This window comes from Photobacterium gaetbulicola (assembly GCF_003025515.1).
Lineage (GTDB): Bacteria > Pseudomonadota > Gammaproteobacteria > Enterobacterales > Vibrionaceae > Photobacterium > Photobacterium gaetbulicola.
Map to the genome: position 1 here is coordinate 55,129 of NZ_PYME01000007.1, position 18,515 is coordinate 73,643.

An 18,515-nucleotide genomic window follows, 5' to 3' on the forward strand; every position below is an offset into this window, starting at 1 on the left:
TCGATTACTCGACGGTTAGGATACGCATGTTGTTGGTGGAACCAATGGTATCCATCACGTCACCCTGGGTGACGATCACTAGATCGCCGCTTGTCAAGAAACCTTTCTCTTTCAGCGTTGCAATCGCGTGTTTTGCCGCTTCAAGGCCAGCGTCGCTGTCACGATTGAAGTAAACCGGTGTTACACCGCGGTATAGCGCTGCTCGGTTTAGCGTATTTTCGTTACGAGACATCGCAAAGATAGGCTTGCCAGAAGAAATACGAGACATCATTAGCGGCGTACGGCCGGACTCAGTCATCGCGATCATCGCCTTTACGCCTTCCATGTGGTTTGCCGCATACATGGTCGACATGGCAACTGTTTCTTCCGCCGACTCGAAAGTACGTGCTAGACGGTGGTTAGAGACGTTGATGCTCGGCTCTTTTTCCGCACCCATACAAACGCCAGCCATTGCTGTTACTGTTTCCACAGGGTAGCTACCCGCAGCCGTTTCAGCAGATAGCATTACCGCATCGGTACCATCAAGCACGGCGTTGGCCACGTCCATCACTTCAGCACGGGTTGGCATTGGGCTGGTGATCATAGTTTCCATCATCTGGGTCGCCGTGATCACGGTGCGGTTCAGGCTACGTGCACGACGGATCAGTTTCTTCTGCACACCAACTAGCTCTGGGTCACCAATTTCAACACCTAGGTCACCACGGGCTACCATTACCGCGTCAGAAGCCATAATGATGTCATCCATCGCTTCAGTGGTTGCAACGGCTTCAGCACGCTCTACTTTTGCCACTAGTTTAGCTTCAAGGCCAGCTTCCATCGCAAGACGACGAGCATATTTCATGTCTTCGCCGTTGCGTGGGAAAGAAACGGCTAGGTAGTCAACGCCCATCTGAGCGGCAGTGATGATATCAGCTTTGTCTTTGTCTGTTAGAGCTTCAGCTGAAAGGCCACCGCCTTTCTTGTTGATACCCTTGTTGTTTGACAGTGGGCCACCAACGGTGACTTCGGTGTGAACCTTGTTACCTTCAACGGCGGTGACTTTTAGCTGAACACGACCGTCGTCAAGTAGCAGGATGTCACCTGTTTCAACGTCTTTTGGTAGCTCTTTGTAGTCAAGACCAACAGCCTGCTGATCGCCTTCACCTTTTGCCAAGTCGCTGTCTAGGGTGAATTTGTCGCCGATCGCCAATTGAATCTTGCCGTCTTTGAAAGTAGACACACGGATTTTCGGGCCTTGGAGATCGCCTAGGATAGCGACGTGCTTACCTAGCTTCGCGGCGATTTCACGTACAGTCTTGGTGCGCTGGATGTGATCCTCTGGGCTGCCATGCGAGAAATTCATTCGCACAACGTTTGCACCGGCTGCGATAATCTTCTCAAGATTGTTGTCGCGGTCGGTAGCAGGACCCAAAGTAGTAACGATTTTAGTACGTCTTAGCCTTTCAGACATCGGAAACTCCATCTGTATCATTGGTTACCAACGAAACGATTGCTTGTGGAAATCTGCTTCATTGAGTTGCATGAAATTTTACAACATGTAAAGGAAGAAAGAAGCTGTTCTTTATCAACAAACTGTAAGAAAAAAACATATTGTCGGACTAGTCATGCATAATTTTTCATCATGCTTTGGATTTGTTGCGGAAATTTTTATAGGCAATATCATGCATATCTGCAGAGAATTGCTCTCTTGGTTGGGGTAAGTGTAGTTGATGGATAGTGCTTCAGAGCGACAAATCGAGCGTGCGGAAAGATAAAAAGGCACAGCCGAAGCCATGCCTTTTTCGTTTGGTAACGATGCATACCCAAAGGGAGCCGCGTAGAAGGTTATATGATCCCTTCCTTGGTGAAGCGGGAGTCTTTCAGAGACTCTTTGACACGCTTTAGGTTCTCGCGGAAACCTGCACCACGGCGCAGGGTAAAGCCCGTAGCTAGCACATCGATGACGGTCATCTGAACCACACGGCTTGCCATTGGCATGTAGACGTCGGTATCTTCCGGTACATCCAGGCAGATAGAAATTGAACACTCACGATCAAGCGGTGAATCCTTGGCTGTAATACCAATTACCGTTGCACCGTTCTCTCGGGCCATGCGGGCGACTTCGACCAAACTCTTGGTACGGCCGGTGTGAGAAATCATCACCACCACGTCACCATCACTGCAATTGATCACACTCATGCGCTGCATCACAATGTCATCAAAGCAAACAATCGGGATATTGAAACGGAAGAACTTATTCTGGGCATCATGAGCGACAGAGGCGGACGCACCCAGACCGAAGAAGGAAATTTTCTTGGCTTGGGTCAATAGGTCAACGGCACGGTTCACTTGCATTGGGTCGAGGCTGTTCTTTGCCACGTCCAGGCATGCCATGGTGGACTCAAAGATTTTCGATGTGTAGGCATCCGGGCCGTCATCTTCTTCGACATTACGGTTCACATACGGGGTACCGTTGGCTAGACTCTGGGCAAGGTGCAGTTTAAAGTCTGGGAAGCCCTTGGTATCTAGGCGGCGACAGAAGCGGTTAACGGTCGGTTCACTCACATCCGCCATTTTTGCCAGAGTTGCAATGCTTGAGTGAATGGCTGTCTGTGGCGAGGCAAGGATAACTTCAGCGACTTTGCGTTCTGACTTACTGAAGTTATCAAGATTCTTTTGAATTTTCTCTAGGGTATTCATGGCGGTTACCGCTCGTTACTGAATTTCGTTACTGGCTTACTTATCATATAAAGTGCTTAAAGCCATTTTGATGAAACTATACTACTTTTCATGGATCTGCTCCTAGTAAATCCATGAATATCGCTTTCTCTTTTTATTATAGTTTGACAGGGATCGAGTTTTTTCTTTCAGAACTGAAAAGATTTTTACTCAAAATTACGGTTTGGAGGGCTAATATCGTATTTTTCTGTAGCTAATTTTCAAATGGCAGGAATTAATTTACAGGTTGAAATAAATCCAGCGACGGATTTGTGCTGCCAAGTGAAAATGGTTTTCATGCAGCGGTAACGAAGGGAGAGGTTATGACACAGAGCAAAATGAGTAAGGTCAGCATATGTGGTTGTGGGTGGCTCGGTCTGCCCTTGGCCAAGCACTTCGTCCAGTTGGGGATAGAAACATGGGGAAGCAAGCAGGCGGTAGGGCCAGCGTTGGAGCTGGCGGAGTACGGAATCCACGGTGTGGCACTCTCTCTTCCCCTGTCATTGGAGTTGCCAGCCCTTTCTCCGCCTATCACATCATTTTTTGATACCGATTTGCTCGTCATCAATATTCCGCCCGGTCGTTACGCAGGAGCTGTGGAGGAGTGGGTCGCTAAAGTGAAGCGGTTATCCGCGATGGCTAAGCAGGTTGGCTGTCGCAAGGTCATTTTTATCAGCACCACGGCGGTTTATGGTGAATGTCAGGGAACCGTTGATGAATGGACGGAACCTCGCCCTAATACGCTGTCGGGAAAGGCCCATTTAGCTGTCGAACAATATTTGCGAACTGAATGGGGGAATGAGGTGGTGATCCTGCGGCTTGCAGGGCTTATTGGTCCAAGACGGCATCCGGTTCGGTATCTATCGGGCCGCCAAGGGATCGAAAACGGTAAAGACAGAGTGAACCTCATTCACCAAGAGGACTGTATCGCTGCCATTTCGCAGATGGCTGTCCGCTGGCCCCATCATCCGGTCATGCATTTAGCCGCTCCGCAGCATCCAAGCCGAGAAGACTATTACCAACAGATGGCCCAATTGGCAGGTTTGCCGCTGCCGGAGTTCATTAATTCGCCGGAGCGTAACAGTAAGGTCATTGATGCTGGCAAAACCTGCGAATGGTTGTCGTTGCGAATCCGGCATGCCGATTTGCTTTCTGAGAGGCCTGACATATAGCGCGTACAGCCCGTGCAGGGGAGGTGGGTGAGTTGGTGGTCGAGCTGTTAATTTAAATAATAGTCAACGCTGTATGGTATTTTGGGCTAGGGCTTGTTTATTGCCCATAATTATATGATTACGAATAAAAAAAAGCCCACTAAAAATCAGTGGGCGAAGCTCTATATACAATTAGGAGTTAAGCAGCAGTGGCATTACATATTAAAGAAGGGATATACCCATTGTTTTTCATGAACCGCGTCATGAACCACATCTTTAATCTGAATCATGTATAGTCAGACTGGTAAGTTTTCGAATAGTTCAAAAAAAATTAATTTTCTTCAGATAAAAAAAACCCACTGATAGTCAGTGGGCGAAAGCTCTATATACACAATTAGGAGTTTAGCAGCAGTGGCATCATAAATTAAAGCAGCGGAATGAGTAGGAAATTAATCTGCTTACCGCGGCTTTAATGTGAATGTCACTATATATGACTGGCCCAAATTCAAATGGTTCAAAAAATTATTCTTTTTTTTTGAAAAAAGAAGTGCGGTTGGAAAATGGGCTATGGGCTATGGGCTATGGGCTATGGGCTATGGGCTATGGGCTAAAGAAAGTCATGGTGGAGCTTAAGCAGGAAGTACCGGGCGACCACTGAGCGAGAAGAGATCTCAGGGGAATGCTTTGCGGAAAAAAAAAGCCCACTTCAATTGAGTGGGCAACACATCATAAAACAATTAGGAGTTTAGCAGCAGTGGCATTGTGGGATTAAAGAGTAAATGCAAGTTGCGGCCAGCAATTTGTGAAAAGTCTTTAATCTGAATGTCATTATATATGACTGGCTATTTTCAAGATGGTTCAAGAAAAATGAAAAAAAAGTACTTTTTTTCTAACTGTTTGATTTTAGGCTTTAGTAAAGGAAAGTGGATTAAGCGGGAAATAAAGAAAACCCGTCTCCAGTGGCGGGGACGGGTTTCGAAGAATGTCTTCTAAGAAAAAGCAGTGGCAATAGTTATGACCCACAGATGTCGACTTTGTTCCAATTTTTTTTCACTTTCTCAGGTTTTTTTTGTTTGGTTAAATCTCAAGCCGTTTTCACGAGACAGGATTGAGACGTTTTTCACCCGGTTGGAGTTACGAGAGCTGCGAAGGAAAGATTGATCATCTTCACGACTTTTATATTAAACAGCGAAAATATCAATATGTTACAACATGGGGTATATTTGTGACTTGTTAAAAATGTTTCTTGAATGTAAAGTTTAAACAAGTGTTTAATACGGGTGAATGAATATGGCTGGAAAGGGAGAAACCAAGGCACGTATCCTGGATGCTGCCGAGCTACTCTTTGCCGAACACGGCTTCAAAGACACATCACTGCGCACCATCACCAGCAAAGCTGGGGTGAACTTGGCGTCCGTCAATTATCACTATGGCGACAAGAAAACCTTGGTCAGGGCAGTGCTTGGTCGCTATCTCGAGGCATTCATGCCCTCCCTACAATCAGAACTGGAAGTGCTGCTGACGCGCGACGATTTTTCCATGGAAGATGTCTTTCGCTGTCTTAAAGATCCGCTGTTATCACTTAATGAATACCGTGCCAACGGGGCAACCGTGTTCATGTCGCTGATTGGCAGGGGGTATACCGATGTTCAGGGGCATTTGCGTTGGTTCATCATGACTCGCTATGAGCAAGTATTAACTCTATTTACCACCGCGGTATGCCGTGCCAATCCATCTTTAGATCCTGAAACCTTATTTTGGCGCTTGCATTTCACGCTTGGGGCATCGGTTTTCACCATGGCCTCGTCTACCGCGCTGTGTGAGATTGCGGCGAATGACTTCTCCCGCCAGGTTAAACCTGAAGATTTGATCGAACGTTTGGTGCCTTATTTGGCAGCGGGCGTTGCTGCACCGATAGAACAATCGCTTTCGCTAATTAGCGAACAGTCAACAGGAACAAGATAGATATACCCAAAAAACCAATAACGATAAAAGTGACAAAAGGACCTGAAACATGAGTACGTTAACCAAACTAAGAAAACGCTATCTCAGTGATCCCGCATTCAAAATGTTCAAGAAAGTGCTGCCGCCACTTTCCGACACCGAGCGAGAGGCCATGGAGGCCGGCAGTGTCTGGTGGGATGGTGAGCTGTTCGGCGGGAACCCTAACTGGAATACCTTGTTGACCTACCCGCAGCCTAAATTGAGTGACGAGGAGCAGGCGTTCATCGACAACAAGCTAGAGCCGCTGTTGGATATGCTGAACGACTATCAGATTGTCCAGGAAGATAAAGATCTGTCGCCGGAGGTGTGGGAGTATCTGCGCAAAGAGAAATTCTTCTCGCTGATTATCGGTAAAGAGTATGGCGGTTTGGACTTTTCCGCCCACGCCAATTCAACCATCGTTACCCGGATTGCCACCAAGAGTCTGAGTGCCGCGGTATCGGTCATGGTGCCAAACTCGCTGGGCCCGGGTGAGCTTCTGACTCACTATGGTACCCAGGAGCAGAAAGATTATTGGCTGCCGCGCTTGGCCCACGGTGAAGATATTCCTTGTTTCGCCCTTACCGGCCCTGAAGCGGGGTCGGATGCCGGTGGTATCCCTGATTTGGGCGTGGTGTGCTACGACGAGTACCAAGGCGAGCAAGTGCTGGGGATCCGCGTGAGCTGGAACAAGCGTTATATCACCCTGGCACCGGTAGCCACCGTGCTGGGGTTGGCCTTCAAACTGCATGATCCTGATGGTTTGATTGGCGACAACAAAGAGCTCGGCATTACTTGTGCCTTGATCCCGGCAGATCACCCGGGCGTTGAAATTGGTGAGCGCCATGATCCGCTGAACCTTGCCTTCATGAACGGCCCGACCCGCGGTAACGATGTCTTTATCCCGATGGATTGGGTGATTGGTGGTCAGGATTATGTCGGCCGTGGCTGGCGTATGCTGGTGGAATGTTTGTCGGCAGGCCGTGGTATTTCCCTTCCGGCACTGGGGACTGCCGTTGGTCATTTAACGGCAAGAACCACAGGCGCTTATGCCTATGTCCGAAAGCAGTTCGGGATGTCTATCGGTAACTTCGAAGGTGTTGCGCAGGCGATGGGGCGTATTGGTGGTTTCACTTATATGTTAGAAGCATCACGAACTCTGACGACGACGTCTCTTGATATGGATGAAACTCCGGGGATCGTCACGGCCATTGCCAAATACCATATGACAGAAATGGCTCGGACCATCCTCAATGATGCGATGGATGTCCACGCCGGGCGCGCGATTCAGCTCGGGCCAATGAACTATATCGGCCACCATTATTTCGGCATGCCGGTCGCCATTACGGTAGAAGGGGCGAATATCCTAACCCGAAATCTGATGATTTTCGGTCAGGGGGCCACGCGTTGCCACCCGTACGTGCTTAGCGAGATGGAGGCGGCGGCAAACCCAGACAGTCGCGAAGGGGCGAAAGCGTTCGATAAGTTGCTGGCTAGCCACATCAGTTTTGCGGTAGGGAATGTAAGCAAATCTTTGCTCAACGCCTTCAGTGGCTCGTACTTCAACAGCTCGCCGGTCAGTGGAGAAACGGCTAAATACTACAAGCAGTTGTCTCGTATGAGTCGTGCGTTGGCTGTGGCCGCTGATTTTGCCATGCTGAGTCTTGGCGGTGAGCTGAAACGTCGTGAAATGGTTTCTGCCCGCTTGGGCGATATACTAAGCCATTTGTACCTGGCTTCTGCGGTACTCAAACGTTACGAGGACGAGGGGCGCCAGCAGCAAGACCTGCCATTTGTCCATTACGGTTTGCAGCATTGTTTGCACCAGTGTGGGGTTGCGTTCGATGAAGTGTTAGCCAATTTCCCACGCAAGGGGGTTGGTCGTTTGCTACGTACCTTGTTGTTCCCGCTCGGCATTCACTATGCAGCACCAAAAGATGAGGTGGCGGTGAAGATTGCCGAGCTTCTGATGCGGCCGGGCAAGCAGCGTGATAGGCTGACCCACCTTTGCTATGTCGGTAAACAAGAGGACGATCCGGTTGGGTTGATGGAACGCGCGTTTATTGCCATGTACGAAGTAAAAGATCTCGAGCGTAAAATTGCCAAGGCGGTTAAAGCGGGTACGATCCCACGCAAGGCTTCTTTAACAGAAAAGCTACAAATTGCTCTTGATGAGGGGATCGTCACAGACGCCGACGTGAAAAAAATGCAAAATGCCGATCAGTTAAGACAGAGGGCGATTCAGGTGGATCACTTCTCTGCTGCCCACTTCAAAAAAGGCGGCTTGCAACCGGGGAAAGCAGCCTAAGGCGTACGCCTTGTGAACAATAAACCTGGTGTCTCCCATGTGCCACGCAATTGCGTGGCACTTTTTTGCGCTAAATCTGTGATTTTCCGCGCGGAACACCTCCAACCACTGCCAAATTTAGCGTTTTCGCTCATAAATTTAATGCGAATTTGTCATTTACCTTTTATCCTACTGTCAATTGTGTAAGGGAAGTTGAAAATGATCATCAAACCTAGAATTCGTGGATTTATTTGTACTACGACTCACCCTGTGGGTTGTGAGGAAAACGTCAAAGAGCAGATTGCATACACTAAGGCACAGGGTCCTATTGCCAATGCCCCTAAGCGTGTACTGGTTGTTGGTTCATCAAGCGGTTACGGTCTGTCTTCGCGTATTGCCGCTGCATTTGGTGGCGGTGCTGCAACTATTGGTGTGTTCTTCGAAAAGCCGGGTACTGAAAAGAAACCGGGTACAGCAGGCTGGTACAACTCTGCCGCATTCGACAAGTTTGCCAAAGAAGAAGGCCTATACTCCAAGAGCTTGAATGGTGATGCTTTCTCTCACGAAGCAAAACAGAAAGTGATTGACCTGATCAAAGAAGATCTGGGTCAGGTAGACATGGTGGTGTACTCGCTGGCCTCTCCAGTGCGTAAAATGCCAGATACAGGCGAAGTGGTTCGCTCGACGCTTAAGCCAATGGGCGAAACCTACACCGCAACCGCAGTTGATACCAACAAAGACGTATTGATTGAGGCAAGCATTGAGCCGGCTACTGAGCAAGAAGTGGCTGATACTGTTACCGTTATGGGTGGACAGGATTGGGAACTGTGGATCAATGCGCTGTCTGAGGCTGGTGTGCTGGCTGATGGCTGCAAGACCGTTGCTTACAGCTACATCGGTACCGAGATCACTTGGCCAATCTACTGGCACGGTGCTCTGGGCCAGGCGAAAATGGACCTTGACCGCGCAGCTACTGAGCTGAACGAGAAACTGGTTGCGACGGGTGGCTCGGCCAACGTTGCCGTACTGAAGAGTGTGGTTACTCAGGCGAGCTCGGCCATTCCGGTTATGCCTCTATACATCGCCATGGTGTTCAAGAAGATGCGTGAGGAAGGGGTTCACGAAGGGTGTATGGAGCAAATCCACCGCATGTTCACCCAGCGCCTGTTCAAAGAGGACGGCAGTGCACCTGAGGTAGACAGCAAAAACCGTCTGCGTCTTGATGACTGGGAACTACGTGAAGATATCCAGAAGCACTGTCGTGATCTATGGCCGAACGTAACCAACGAGAACCTGTTTGAAGTGGCTGACTACCAGCAGTACAAAGATGAGTTCTTGAAACTGTTTGGTTTTGGTATCGAATCGGTGGACTACGACGCAGATGTGAACCCAGCTGTTGAGTTTGATGTTCAAGATATCTAACTTCACGCAGAAAGCGTAAATAAAAAAACCGCCGGCTACGGCGGTTTTTTTGTGCTAGTGGTTTTTGTAATTGCTGAAGGCCGGGTTTAATGCTTCGGCAATTCAATCACAAAGGCCGCGCCTTCAATCGATGCCGACTCAACATGAATTGTGCCCTTGTAACTCATCACTATCTCGTGGCAAACCGACAGGCCAATCCCTTGTCCAGGGTTGAGCTGATCTGCTCGGACGCCGCGTTGGAATATCGCTTCACGCATCTCTTCCGGCACGCCTGGGCCATCATCCTCAATAACGATGATAAACCGGTCAGGTTTTTCCTTTACAGTGACCCGAACCTCGGTAATACAGAACCGGTAGGCGTTTTCCAGCAGGTTACCGAGTAGCTCCATTAAGTCACTTCGGTTGACCGGCAGCGTCAGTTTGTCGTTGAAGAAGCAACGCAGTGAGACGTTTTTCTCTGTATACACTTTACTTAGCAAGCGGCTGAAGCTGTCCGTCAGTGGCTTTAGCTCGGTTTTGTCTTTCTGCAGCCCCTGCTGACCCATCATGGCACGCTTTAGTTGGTATTGGACAAGTTCGTCCATTTGGCTGATCTGCTCCATCACCCGCTGGTTCAATTCGAAGCGGGGAATGTCCTTGTCATCCAGCAGCGCGTTGGTTGCAGCCAAGCGTGTTTTCAGGCTATGCGCCAAGTCATCCATAGCATGGCGGTATCGGCCTTTCTGGGCGTTGCTGATTTCAATCAGGCGGTTGAGTGCCAAGGTCACATCTTGCAGCTCCATAGGGAAATCATCATCAAGCTTGTCACGCTTTGAATCGGTCATCTGATCCAACTGCGATGCCATCTTGCGCAGTGGCTGGAAACTCCAGTGGAATGCGGCAATCAAGAATGCAATTGCGATAAGGACAAACAGACCGAGATAGAAAGTGGTCCGTTTGTGCAGCTGATTGAGCGAGGACACATAGGAATCACCGGAACGGAGTACCACCAACTGGTAGACACTTCCTCCTTCCCGTTCCTGGCTCATGTTATAGGCGATATAATTCTCACCCTCCTGGGTTTCAACAAGGGTAGGCACAGGGATACTGTCGGGGAGCTCGCTACATATATTGCCAATATTGGCTTCCTTGGCTTCTTCGGAAAGCCAAATAGTGTGGTCGGTTTTGTCACAGACCACCGACATGTAGTCAGTATCAGACGGGTCGACCGAGTCTATCCATTTGTCGACATCTTTGATCAGGCCGGCACGGTTGAGCTGGGCAACGACCATCGGCATTTGGGCGACTAGTTCGGAAGAGTACGCGGCCATATAGCTTTGGCTATAAAGCTGGTTAATCACCCCAGCCAGTGCTGAGGTGATCAGAACAATGATCGCGACGGAGGTGACAAGAACTCGGCGGCGCAGCCGCGGTTGGATAATTCTCTTCATTACTGGGCTTGAAGTTCGAAAATATAGCCTTGACCGCGGATGGTGGAGATTGGGTTTTCCTGGCCATTATTGGTGAACTTCTTGCGCAGCCGGCTGATCATCACTTCGATTGTGTTCGGATCGCCTTCCTGATCTTCGTACAGCACATCCAGCAGGCGCTGTTTAGAGACGACCTGACGGCTGTGGCGCATCAGGTATTCCAGTAAGTCGTACTCAAACGCGGTAAGCTCGAGCAGGTTATCCTGAATAAACACTTGCTTGGCCAGCAGATCGACACGGATGTCTCCGGCCGTCATCTCGGGTTTGACAAAGCCAGCACTGCGGCGGACCAACGCACTGAGTCGTGCCACCATTTCTTCTTTTTGGAACGGCTTGACCAGATAGTCATCGGCGCCCGCCTCAAGCCCGGTGACCTTGTCTTGCCAGTTGGAACGGGCTGTCAAAATCAGGATAGGCAAGCGCAGTCCTTTTTCGCGCATATCTTTGATCAGGCTGATGCCATCACGATCAGGCAGGCCGATATCAACGATTGCCACATCGTTAGGGTAATCCTGAGCAAAGAATAGGCCCTCTTCTGCTGTGCCCGCGCACTGAACCTGGTGGCCCATTTCACTTAGCTGGGATTTTAGGTGGTGACTGAGGATCGGATCGTCTTCAACAATAAGGATACGCATAGTTTTGATTACCAATAGTTTTTCTACCTATTCAGTCAATATACTGAATAGCGTGTGAAGTGGCGAATATTTCCTAGCAATTTGTGGTGCTAATCAGGGATATACGGTGAATTTTAACTCTTTATAGCTTAGATGAAATGGACTGAATCTGTGCTGACTCGACAGTGCTGTGTTAAGCAAAAAAATGCCCCCTGTTTATCTAGGGGGCATGTGGTTGAGTCGGGTAGGCTTGCTGCCGTTAGCTGAGGATCACATACAGGGTGCCGGCAATTGTCAGCAGCACGTTGGCAATGGCATAGGTACCGGCGTAACCCAGGGCTGGGATCGTACTGCGGGCGTGTTCGTTGATCATATCCATCGCCGGCGCGCAAGTACGGGCGCCGATGATGGCCCCGAACAGCAGGGCACGGTTCATTTTCAGGACGTAGGCTCCGAACAGGTAGGCCAGCACTACAGGGATCACGCTTACCATTAAACTTGCCGAGAACACGGCCAGGCCAACTTGTGACAGCGAATCAAACAGGTTGGAACCAGCACTCAAGCCGATACCGACCATAAAGACCATCAGCCCGAGATCCTTAGTCATGTTCAGCGCTCCTTGCGGCACGTAGCCGAAGGTCGGGTGGTTGGCCCGCAGGAAACCCAGCGTAATGCCTGCCACCAACAAACCGGCCGCGCTACCCAGACCAAAAGCAATCTGGCCGAAGGTCATGGTGATGGTACCGACCAGCAAGCCAATGATGAAGAAGCAGCAGAACGCCAGCAGGTCGGCAATTTGGCTGTGGACCGAGATGAAACCAATGCGCTCGGCCAGTCCCAGAACGCGGCTTTTCTCACCACTGACCTGAAGGATGTCCCCCTTGCTCAGCAGGATGTTGTGATCCATCGGCATTTCGATCTGGGCGCGGACGACCCGGTTGAGGAAACAGCCGTATTCTGACAGGTTCAGCTCGGATAGACGTTTGCCGGCAATGCTGTCGTTCTTGACCACAATCTCTTCTTCAACAATACGCAAGTCCAGCAGATCGCGGTCGAAGACTTCTTTACCATTGCGGAAGCTGGGATCAAGCCGGGCATGGCTGTCAGGGTAGCCTACCAAAGCGATCTCATCCCCTTCCTGCAAAATGGCGTCACCGTCGGGGTTGGCCAGAATGCCGTTTCGGCGAATGCGCTCAATGTAGCAGCCGGTTTGGCGGTAAATACCCAGTTCACGCAGGTTGCGGCCATCAATCCAGTTGATCAGTTCTGGACCAACCCGGTAGGCACGGATGATTGGCAGGTATACCTTTCGCTGGGCACTCTCACCGATGCCTCGTTCACGGGCGATTTGCTGCGATGATTCGGCAAGATTATGTTTTTGCAATTTGGGCATCAGCTTGGCCAGCACGATAACACTGACGAGGCCAATGAGATAAGACATGGCATAGCCGACACTGATACTGTCGATAATTTGCTGGATGCTGTCTGGATCGGTAATGTTGGACAAGCCACTGGCCAAGGCATCTTTTGCCCCAACCAGTACCGGTGTCGCCGTTAGTGAGCCAGCCATGAGTCCGGTGCTCAACCCAAGCCCGAGGCCGAGGTAGTTACTCATGGTGACCGTGATGAAAATCGCCGACAGGATCACGACCAGTGCCAACAGCAAATAGTGTTTACCATCGCGGAAAAAGATCCCGAAGAAGTTAGGCCCGGCCTCAATCCCGACACAGAAGATAAACAGCATAAAGCCGATGTTCAGCGCGTCGGCGTCAAAGGTAAAGCCGGCATTGCCAAACAGGAGGGCAGTAATGAGAACTCCGATGGAGTTTCCCAGTTGCATGTTGGCAATGCGAATTTTACCGGCCGAAAGGCCTACAGCAAGTACAACAAAGAGCAACAGAATATCATTCTGATGTAGGAGGGCGGCGACATCGATATTCACAACAGTTTTTTCCGCGAAGAGAGACCAGCAACAAAGTGGGGAAATTCTAGCTGATTTTATGTTTATGGCATACCGAAAATCATCGTTATTAACAGAAAAATTTCGGATTGATTTGCTGAGAAATAGACCAGAAGCTAATAAAAAAGGCTGATATTTCAGCCTTTTTAAGAAAATGTTACTAAACGGGTTGCTCTGCGCTTACTGGAACAGGCCTAGGTTTTCTTTGGCGTATGCTTCGAAGTCTGTGCAGCCGCCGATATGTTCTTGGTCGATAAAGATCTGAGGTACAGTTTCGACTGGTTTACCCACTGTCTTTTCTAGGTCAGCTTTGCTGATGCCTTCTGCGTGGATATCGACATAACGGTAGTTAAAATCTTCGCGCTCTTCTTTTAGTTTGTCGGCAAGATCTTTTGCACGGACACAGAACGGGCAGCCCGGGCGGCCAAAAATAACAACGAACATAGCATCTCTCCTTAAATTTGATGGGTTTACTATATCGTGACTGGCAGGGATGAGAAAGAGGGATTTATCTCTTGCTGTGATAGACAAAACCGATTGCAGGAAAATGCAGCGATGCTTTTGGGCGCGAAGGCGAGAGGCTGGATGGGATGTATCAGCCGTCTGGAATGAAATGTGACTGCTCGCAGGTTCTCGTGTCGACAGTTTTATTCAATGGTGAAAAGTTGCTCAGAATCAAAAACAGGAATCAGCATCGGGGCACACTCGATAATAATTAATTATAAAATACGGAATGGAGTGCCTATGTTTCAGTTTATGACGGCCACTCGGATAATCTTCGGGGAAGGCGCACTGAGTAATTCATTGTCGACATTAAACCAGTTCGGCTACAGCGTGCTACTGGTGACAGGCCGGGACAGTTCCCGAGCCCAGCCATTGATCAGTTACTTCAAGCAGCAGGGAATGCGCTATCAGCAAGTGGCCATTCACGACGAGCCGCTCATTGCGATGGTGGAGGAGATGGCGGCAATGGGGCGGAAATTCCGCCCTGACATGGTACTGGCCATCGGTGGCGGCAGTGTGCTCGATGCGGGTAAGGCGCTGTCTGCTCTGATCCCTAATCAGGGCAGTGTATACGACTATGTCGAGGTCGTAGGGCGCAATGTGCCGTTGCAAGCCAAACCGATCCCTTTTATCGCCGTTCCTACTACAGCAGGGACTGGCTCGGAGGTTAGCAAGAGTGCAGTACTGCGCTCGGCACAGGAAAATGTCAAAGTCGGGCTGCGAAGCCCCGATATGCTGCCGGACCTGGCCATTGTCGACCCGACCCTTACCTACGGTATGGATCCCGTCATGTCTGGCTGCTGCGGTATGGACGCCTTTACCCATCTTATGGAGTCGTATGTCTGTGGCGAACCCAACCCGTTGACCGACATGGTCTGTGAAGAAGGACTGAGGCGCTTGTCCGGGGCCATTCTTGCCGCGTGCGAGGACGATGACCCACGGGCCCGTTCTGATATGGCCTTTGCCGCCATGCTGGGGGGGATGGCGCTGGCCAATGCCAAGCTTGGTGCCGCTCATGGCCTCGCCTCCTCCCTAGGTGGTAGGCTTCAAGCTCCACACGGGCTCATCACTGCCCAGTTAGCCCCTTATGTGATGCAGGAAAATGTCTTGGCCGCGCGGGAGGCGGGGAGGGCCGATGTACTCAACCGTTATCGTCAGCTAGCGTGCATTTTGACTGGCCGGATGAATGCCGAGATTATTGATGGTATCGCTTGGACCAAGCGGACATTAAAGCGACTGAGCCTGCCGCCGCTTACAGACTATGGGTTCTGCAATGTGATGTTTGATGAAGTGGCGGAAGATGCCTTGCTATCGAACTCGATCAAGGGAAACCCGCTGCCGCTGAATAAGGATCGGCTGCTGAGCATCCTCGAGCAAATATGCCAAGGTCAGGTTGCCAGTTCTACCTCAGAAGATGGTTTGTACAGCGAGGAAAATTAGCGGACGGGCAATATTTCTCGATGCCATATAACAGTGGGTCAACCCGGACGCCTGTGCTAGAGTGACTTATACCCAAGCTACCTCAAGAGGCAGGTTCAGCGAGAATTTATAAGCTTATAGACAAGGCATTGTTTTGAAGATCTAGTGGCTCTAAATCAAGAAACAATAACGCCGTATATGAGCTTAGAAAACTCGCCCTTCGGGAGGGTGTCAGCCCATTCACTCCTTTGTTGAAGATTTTTGAAAGGGAATGCCATTCCTGCAAATCTTCGCCTTGTATTGAATGCGCTGACAACCCTCTGAATCCTGCACCTTGAGGTAACTTGGGTATATATTTAGGCTCACTGTTATAGGGAAATGTATGAACCAGACGATTGATACCATTTTGCACCATCGCTCAATTCGTAAGTTTACCGCTGAGCCGATAAGTGAAAATTTGCGCACTACTATTCTGGACTGTGCTATTGCGGCGTCATCGTCAAGTTTTATCCAGTGTGTCAGTATTATTCGGGTTACCGATTGCGAGAAGCGGTTGCTATTGGCCGAGTATGCCGGCGGGCAGGAGTACGTTGCCAGTGCCGCGGAGTTTTTTGTATTTTGTGCTGATTACAATCGCCATCAACAAATTTATCCTGACGCAAAGCTGGGATTTACTGAGCAGACCTTGATCGGTGCTGTTGACGCAGCGTTAATGGCACAAAATGCCTTGCTGGCGGCTGAGTCCCTGGGGCTGGGTGGGGTATATATCGGTGGCCTGAGGAACAACCCCGACAAAGTCGCGGCCTTGCTGTCATTGCCTTTGCATGTGCTGCCGTTATTTGGTCTCTGTCTTGGCTATCCAGCACAGTCGCCCGAGGCAAAGCCCCGTCTTCCGCGTTCTGCGGTGGTTCATGAAAACAACTATACCCCACTAGATATGGATACGCTGGCTCGCTATGACCAGCATGTACGGCAATACTACTTGAACCGTACCGGGGGAAATAAAGATATGTCCTGGAGTGAGCAAATTTCTGGCACCTTGAATAAAGAAGCGCGTCCATTTATGAAAAAATTTATCGAAGGGCAAGGTTTCAGCTTGAAATAACGGAAGGTGGCAGCAAAACTTCATTATGGAACGGACGCTTTCTGACTTAAATTGACGGAAAAAAGGGCGAAAAAATAGACCTTTTGTCAAGTTTTGTTCAAAATACGGCAAAAGTTACCGATGAACTTTTTATAAAACTGTGAGTCAGATAGAATATCGTTAGACAAGACAATAATAATCGGCCTGAAAATATTCCCTCTGGCCGGAAAGAGAATCGGAACATATATATGAAGTATGTTGGGAAAGTTGCCAGTATGGTTGTATTGGCGACTTTGCTCGCGGGTTGTGCCGGCACACCAGACAGTAACAACGAATTATCCACAGAAGTGAATGTTGAGAGCGTACTTCATTCTGCCAATAAAGTTCATCGCCATTGGCGCAACACCCTCGTCGATGCCGGGGGTTTAAAGCTCTATGCGCCCGATAAATATGCCACCATGATGGAAAGCTGGCAGCGTGCTGATAATCTTTTCAAAGACATTCAGTCGACGCCGGATCTCGCCACGCAAAGTTATTCGCTTTTCTCTTCGGTGACCTACCTCGACCGTTTTTACAATGATATCGAGGTGGTCGAGAGCAACCATGCGGAATTGATGGGGCTAAAGAAAATTGCTGATAAGGTCCTGGAACCTGCCATGACCCAGTTGGCCTACCTCAACTCGATTGATGCTAATGCTCACTACCGCAGTGAATTTGTTCGGCTCAACCGCTTTTATAGCAACTTGTTCGCGTTTGTGGCCCGCGGCGATCTCAACCGGGCCCGCGAAGAGCAGACCGAATTCCTTTCCCGCGCGCACAGTTTGGAAGTGAGGGTGATCAAGCGTATTTATATCACCCCGCAGGAAGAAGCCCTGCGCCAGTTACGTCGTGAAGACGTGCGCTATTATGCGCCACTCAGCTATACCAAGGTTGAAGAGGAAATCAAGGCTGGTAAGACGTTGATAGATAATTCTCCCCGGGCCTTTGATGCGATCAACCAAGTGGTGTCAGCCATAGAGTTTGAGCTTGCCCACGCGGCGCATATTGCCGAAGAGGTGAAATACCTGCGTGACCGTAACCGTGATGAATACGAAAGCTATATTCTTACCATTGAAGCGAAGTTGCTCAGCATCTCCCAGGCGCTGAATGATTCAGATTTGCGCGACCAGCCATTGGCTGAGCAGGCCAAGCAATTAAGCTCGCAGGTGGCAGGTACGCGTCAGCAGCTTCAGTTGGCCAGTCGCCAGACCCAGCCTACCCAGCAGCAGGTCCAGCTAGATACGCTCAAGGGGTTGCTCAAAGAGCAGAACCGCCAAATCGCTAAACTCCAAGCACAGCTGTTGAGGATGGCTCCGGCACCTGAAGCGCAGATCCCTGCGGATGAACAGCAGGCCGGTGAGACGCCGTTACCCAATATCATCGAAGACATGCCGGCCCAGCAGGAGCTAGCCGCCGATGAGGTAGAGCCGATCAATAGCGCCGTGTCCATGGCCGGAGATGAAGCGGGGGATGAAGCGGGGGATGGACAGGAAATTTGATTGCCGGTCTGGTTATATAAAACAATCATGAATAAAAAAGCAGCATATATGCTGCTTTTTTTACATCTGTACCCCAGAGCTAGCCGCAAGCTGGGCCAATAAGAGTTAAAAACGACTTGTGAAAACTTATGACAATAAAGGTGGTTAGTGCTTGTGGTTAAGTTGTTGTTTTGTATCGGTATTTTATTTTTCGTTATGTTCTGGAGTCTTTGGTTGATTACATTTGCTAACAGTTCACCACGCTTTGAGGAAAAAATTTGCTTTACATGTCGGTGCTAAATTACAACTTTTTTTGAGTTTGGTTAAGTTTTGTGCGGGTTTTGGCTTGATTTGCCTGTCAGCGTCCTTTAGAATTCGCCGCGCATTGATTGATGCACCCAAATTTTA

At 49.6% G+C, this 18,515-nt stretch carries 14 protein-coding genes; 8 read left to right on the plus strand and 6 right to left on the minus strand.

Annotated elements, in window-relative coordinates:
* Nucleotides 1-4: 4 nt before the first annotated feature.
* Together pyk and C9J03_RS08035 are read right to left on the minus strand one after the other, a co-directional pair.
* Nucleotides 5-1,450, minus strand: a complete 1,446-nt coding sequence (pyk, locus tag C9J03_RS08030; RefSeq protein WP_039457493.1) for a pyruvate kinase — start codon at nt 1,448-1,450, stop codon at nt 5-7.
* Between the two features lie 374 nt (nt 1,451-1,824).
* Nucleotides 1,825-2,679, minus strand: coding sequence for a MurR/RpiR family transcriptional regulator (locus tag C9J03_RS08035; protein ID WP_039457491.1), 855 nt, complete (start codon nt 2,677-2,679; stop codon nt 1,825-1,827).
* Nucleotides 2,680-3,020: 341 nt separating this feature from the next.
* Between C9J03_RS08035 and C9J03_RS08040 the strand changes: the two genes are divergently transcribed.
* From C9J03_RS08040 to fabV, 5 genes are all read left to right on the plus strand, one after another.
* Nucleotides 3,021-3,869, plus strand: coding sequence for an NAD-dependent epimerase/dehydratase family protein (locus C9J03_RS08040; protein WP_231580712.1), 849 nt, complete (start codon nt 3,021-3,023; stop codon nt 3,867-3,869).
* 469 nt (nt 3,870-4,338) lie between these two features.
* Nucleotides 4,339-4,506, plus strand: a complete 168-nt coding sequence (locus C9J03_RS26880; RefSeq protein ID WP_211300770.1) for a hypothetical protein — start codon at nt 4,339-4,341, stop codon at nt 4,504-4,506.
* 632 nt (nt 4,507-5,138) lie between these two features.
* A complete protein-coding gene (gene psrA / locus C9J03_RS08050; RefSeq protein WP_044624415.1) occupies nt 5,139-5,813 on the plus strand; it encodes a TetR family transcriptional repressor PsrA in 675 nt (224 codons plus the stop codon).
* 49 nt (nt 5,814-5,862) lie between these two features.
* Complete coding sequence (locus tag C9J03_RS08055) at nt 5,863-8,139, plus strand: acyl-CoA dehydrogenase (protein ID WP_044622919.1); 2,277 nt, start codon at nt 5,863-5,865, stop codon at nt 8,137-8,139.
* 198 nt (nt 8,140-8,337) lie between these two features.
* The gene (gene fabV / locus C9J03_RS08060) at nt 8,338-9,540 is read left to right on the plus strand and encodes an enoyl-ACP reductase FabV (protein WP_044622920.1); all 1,203 of its coding nucleotides are present in this window, start codon (nt 8,338-8,340) and stop codon (nt 9,538-9,540) included.
* Nucleotides 9,541-9,626: 86 nt separating this feature from the next.
* Here the strand turns inward: fabV and C9J03_RS08065 are convergent, their stop codons facing one another.
* From C9J03_RS08065 to C9J03_RS08080, 4 genes are all read right to left on the minus strand, one after another.
* Nucleotides 9,627-10,970, minus strand: coding sequence for an ATP-binding protein (locus tag C9J03_RS08065; protein WP_044622921.1), 1,344 nt, complete (start codon nt 10,968-10,970; stop codon nt 9,627-9,629).
* On the minus strand, nt 10,970-11,644 hold the full coding sequence (locus C9J03_RS08070; protein ID WP_039457473.1) for a response regulator: 675 nt from the start codon (nt 11,642-11,644) through the stop codon (nt 10,970-10,972). The genes C9J03_RS08065 and C9J03_RS08070 overlap by 1 nt, the downstream gene beginning before the upstream one ends.
* Nucleotides 11,645-11,882: 238 nt before the next feature.
* Nucleotides 11,883-13,565: an aspartate:alanine antiporter gene (locus C9J03_RS08075; protein WP_039457470.1), complete on the minus strand. Its 1,683-nt coding sequence runs from the start codon at nt 13,563-13,565 to the stop codon at nt 11,883-11,885.
* A 198-nt stretch (nt 13,566-13,763) separates the two neighbouring features.
* Nucleotides 13,764-14,027, minus strand: a complete 264-nt coding sequence (locus tag C9J03_RS08080; protein WP_039457468.1) for a GrxA family glutaredoxin — start codon at nt 14,025-14,027, stop codon at nt 13,764-13,766.
* 300 nt (nt 14,028-14,327) lie between these two features.
* On the opposite strand from C9J03_RS08080, the gene C9J03_RS08085 reads away from it, so the two are divergent.
* From C9J03_RS08085 to C9J03_RS08095, 3 genes are all read left to right on the plus strand, one after another.
* On the plus strand, nt 14,328-15,527 hold the full coding sequence (locus C9J03_RS08085; protein ID WP_044622922.1) for an iron-containing alcohol dehydrogenase: 1,200 nt from the start codon (nt 14,328-14,330) through the stop codon (nt 15,525-15,527).
* A gap of 361 nt (nt 15,528-15,888) precedes the next feature.
* Nucleotides 15,889-16,611: an oxygen-insensitive NADPH nitroreductase gene (nfsA, locus tag C9J03_RS08090; protein WP_044622923.1), complete on the plus strand. Its 723-nt coding sequence runs from the start codon at nt 15,889-15,891 to the stop codon at nt 16,609-16,611.
* A 227-nt stretch (nt 16,612-16,838) separates the two neighbouring features.
* Nucleotides 16,839-18,128, plus strand: coding sequence for a hypothetical protein (locus tag C9J03_RS08095; RefSeq protein ID WP_107291686.1), 1,290 nt, complete (start codon nt 16,839-16,841; stop codon nt 18,126-18,128).
* Nucleotides 18,129-18,515 lie beyond the last annotated feature (387 nt).

What these genes read in the sequence shown, in the direction of transcription:
- C9J03_RS08055 (WP_044622919.1), top strand. Translation starts at nt 5,863, where the DNA reads ATGAGTACGTTAACCAAACTAAGAAAACGCTATCTCAGTGATCCCGCA.
- psrA (WP_044624415.1), top strand. Translation starts at nt 5,139, where the DNA reads ATGGCTGGAAAGGGAGAAACCAAGGCACGTATCCTGGATGCTGCCGAG.
- fabV (WP_044622920.1), top strand. Translation starts at nt 8,338, where the DNA reads ATGATCATCAAACCTAGAATTCGTGGATTTATTTGTACTACGACTCAC.
- C9J03_RS08065 (WP_044622921.1), bottom strand. Translation starts at nt 10,970, where the DNA reads ATGAAGAGAATTATCCAACCGCGGCTGCGCCGCCGAGTTCTTGTCACC.
- C9J03_RS08085 (WP_044622922.1), top strand. Translation starts at nt 14,328, where the DNA reads ATGTTTCAGTTTATGACGGCCACTCGGATAATCTTCGGGGAAGGCGCA.
- C9J03_RS08070 (WP_039457473.1), bottom strand. Translation starts at nt 11,644, where the DNA reads ATGCGTATCCTTATTGTTGAAGACGATCCGATCCTCAGTCACCACCTA.
- C9J03_RS08040 (WP_231580712.1), top strand. Translation starts at nt 3,021, where the DNA reads ATGACACAGAGCAAAATGAGTAAGGTCAGCATATGTGGTTGTGGGTGG.
- C9J03_RS08095 (WP_107291686.1), top strand. Translation starts at nt 16,839, where the DNA reads ATGAAGTATGTTGGGAAAGTTGCCAGTATGGTTGTATTGGCGACTTTG.
- pyk (WP_039457493.1), bottom strand. Translation starts at nt 1,450, where the DNA reads ATGTCTGAAAGGCTAAGACGTACTAAAATCGTTACTACTTTGGGTCCT.
- C9J03_RS26880 (WP_211300770.1), top strand. Translation starts at nt 4,339, where the DNA reads ATGACTGGCCCAAATTCAAATGGTTCAAAAAATTATTCTTTTTTTTTG.
- nfsA (WP_044622923.1), top strand. Translation starts at nt 15,889, where the DNA reads ATGAACCAGACGATTGATACCATTTTGCACCATCGCTCAATTCGTAAG.
- C9J03_RS08035 (WP_039457491.1), bottom strand. Translation starts at nt 2,679, where the DNA reads ATGAATACCCTAGAGAAAATTCAAAAGAATCTTGATAACTTCAGTAAG.
- C9J03_RS08080 (WP_039457468.1), bottom strand. Translation starts at nt 14,027, where the DNA reads ATGTTCGTTGTTATTTTTGGCCGCCCGGGCTGCCCGTTCTGTGTCCGT.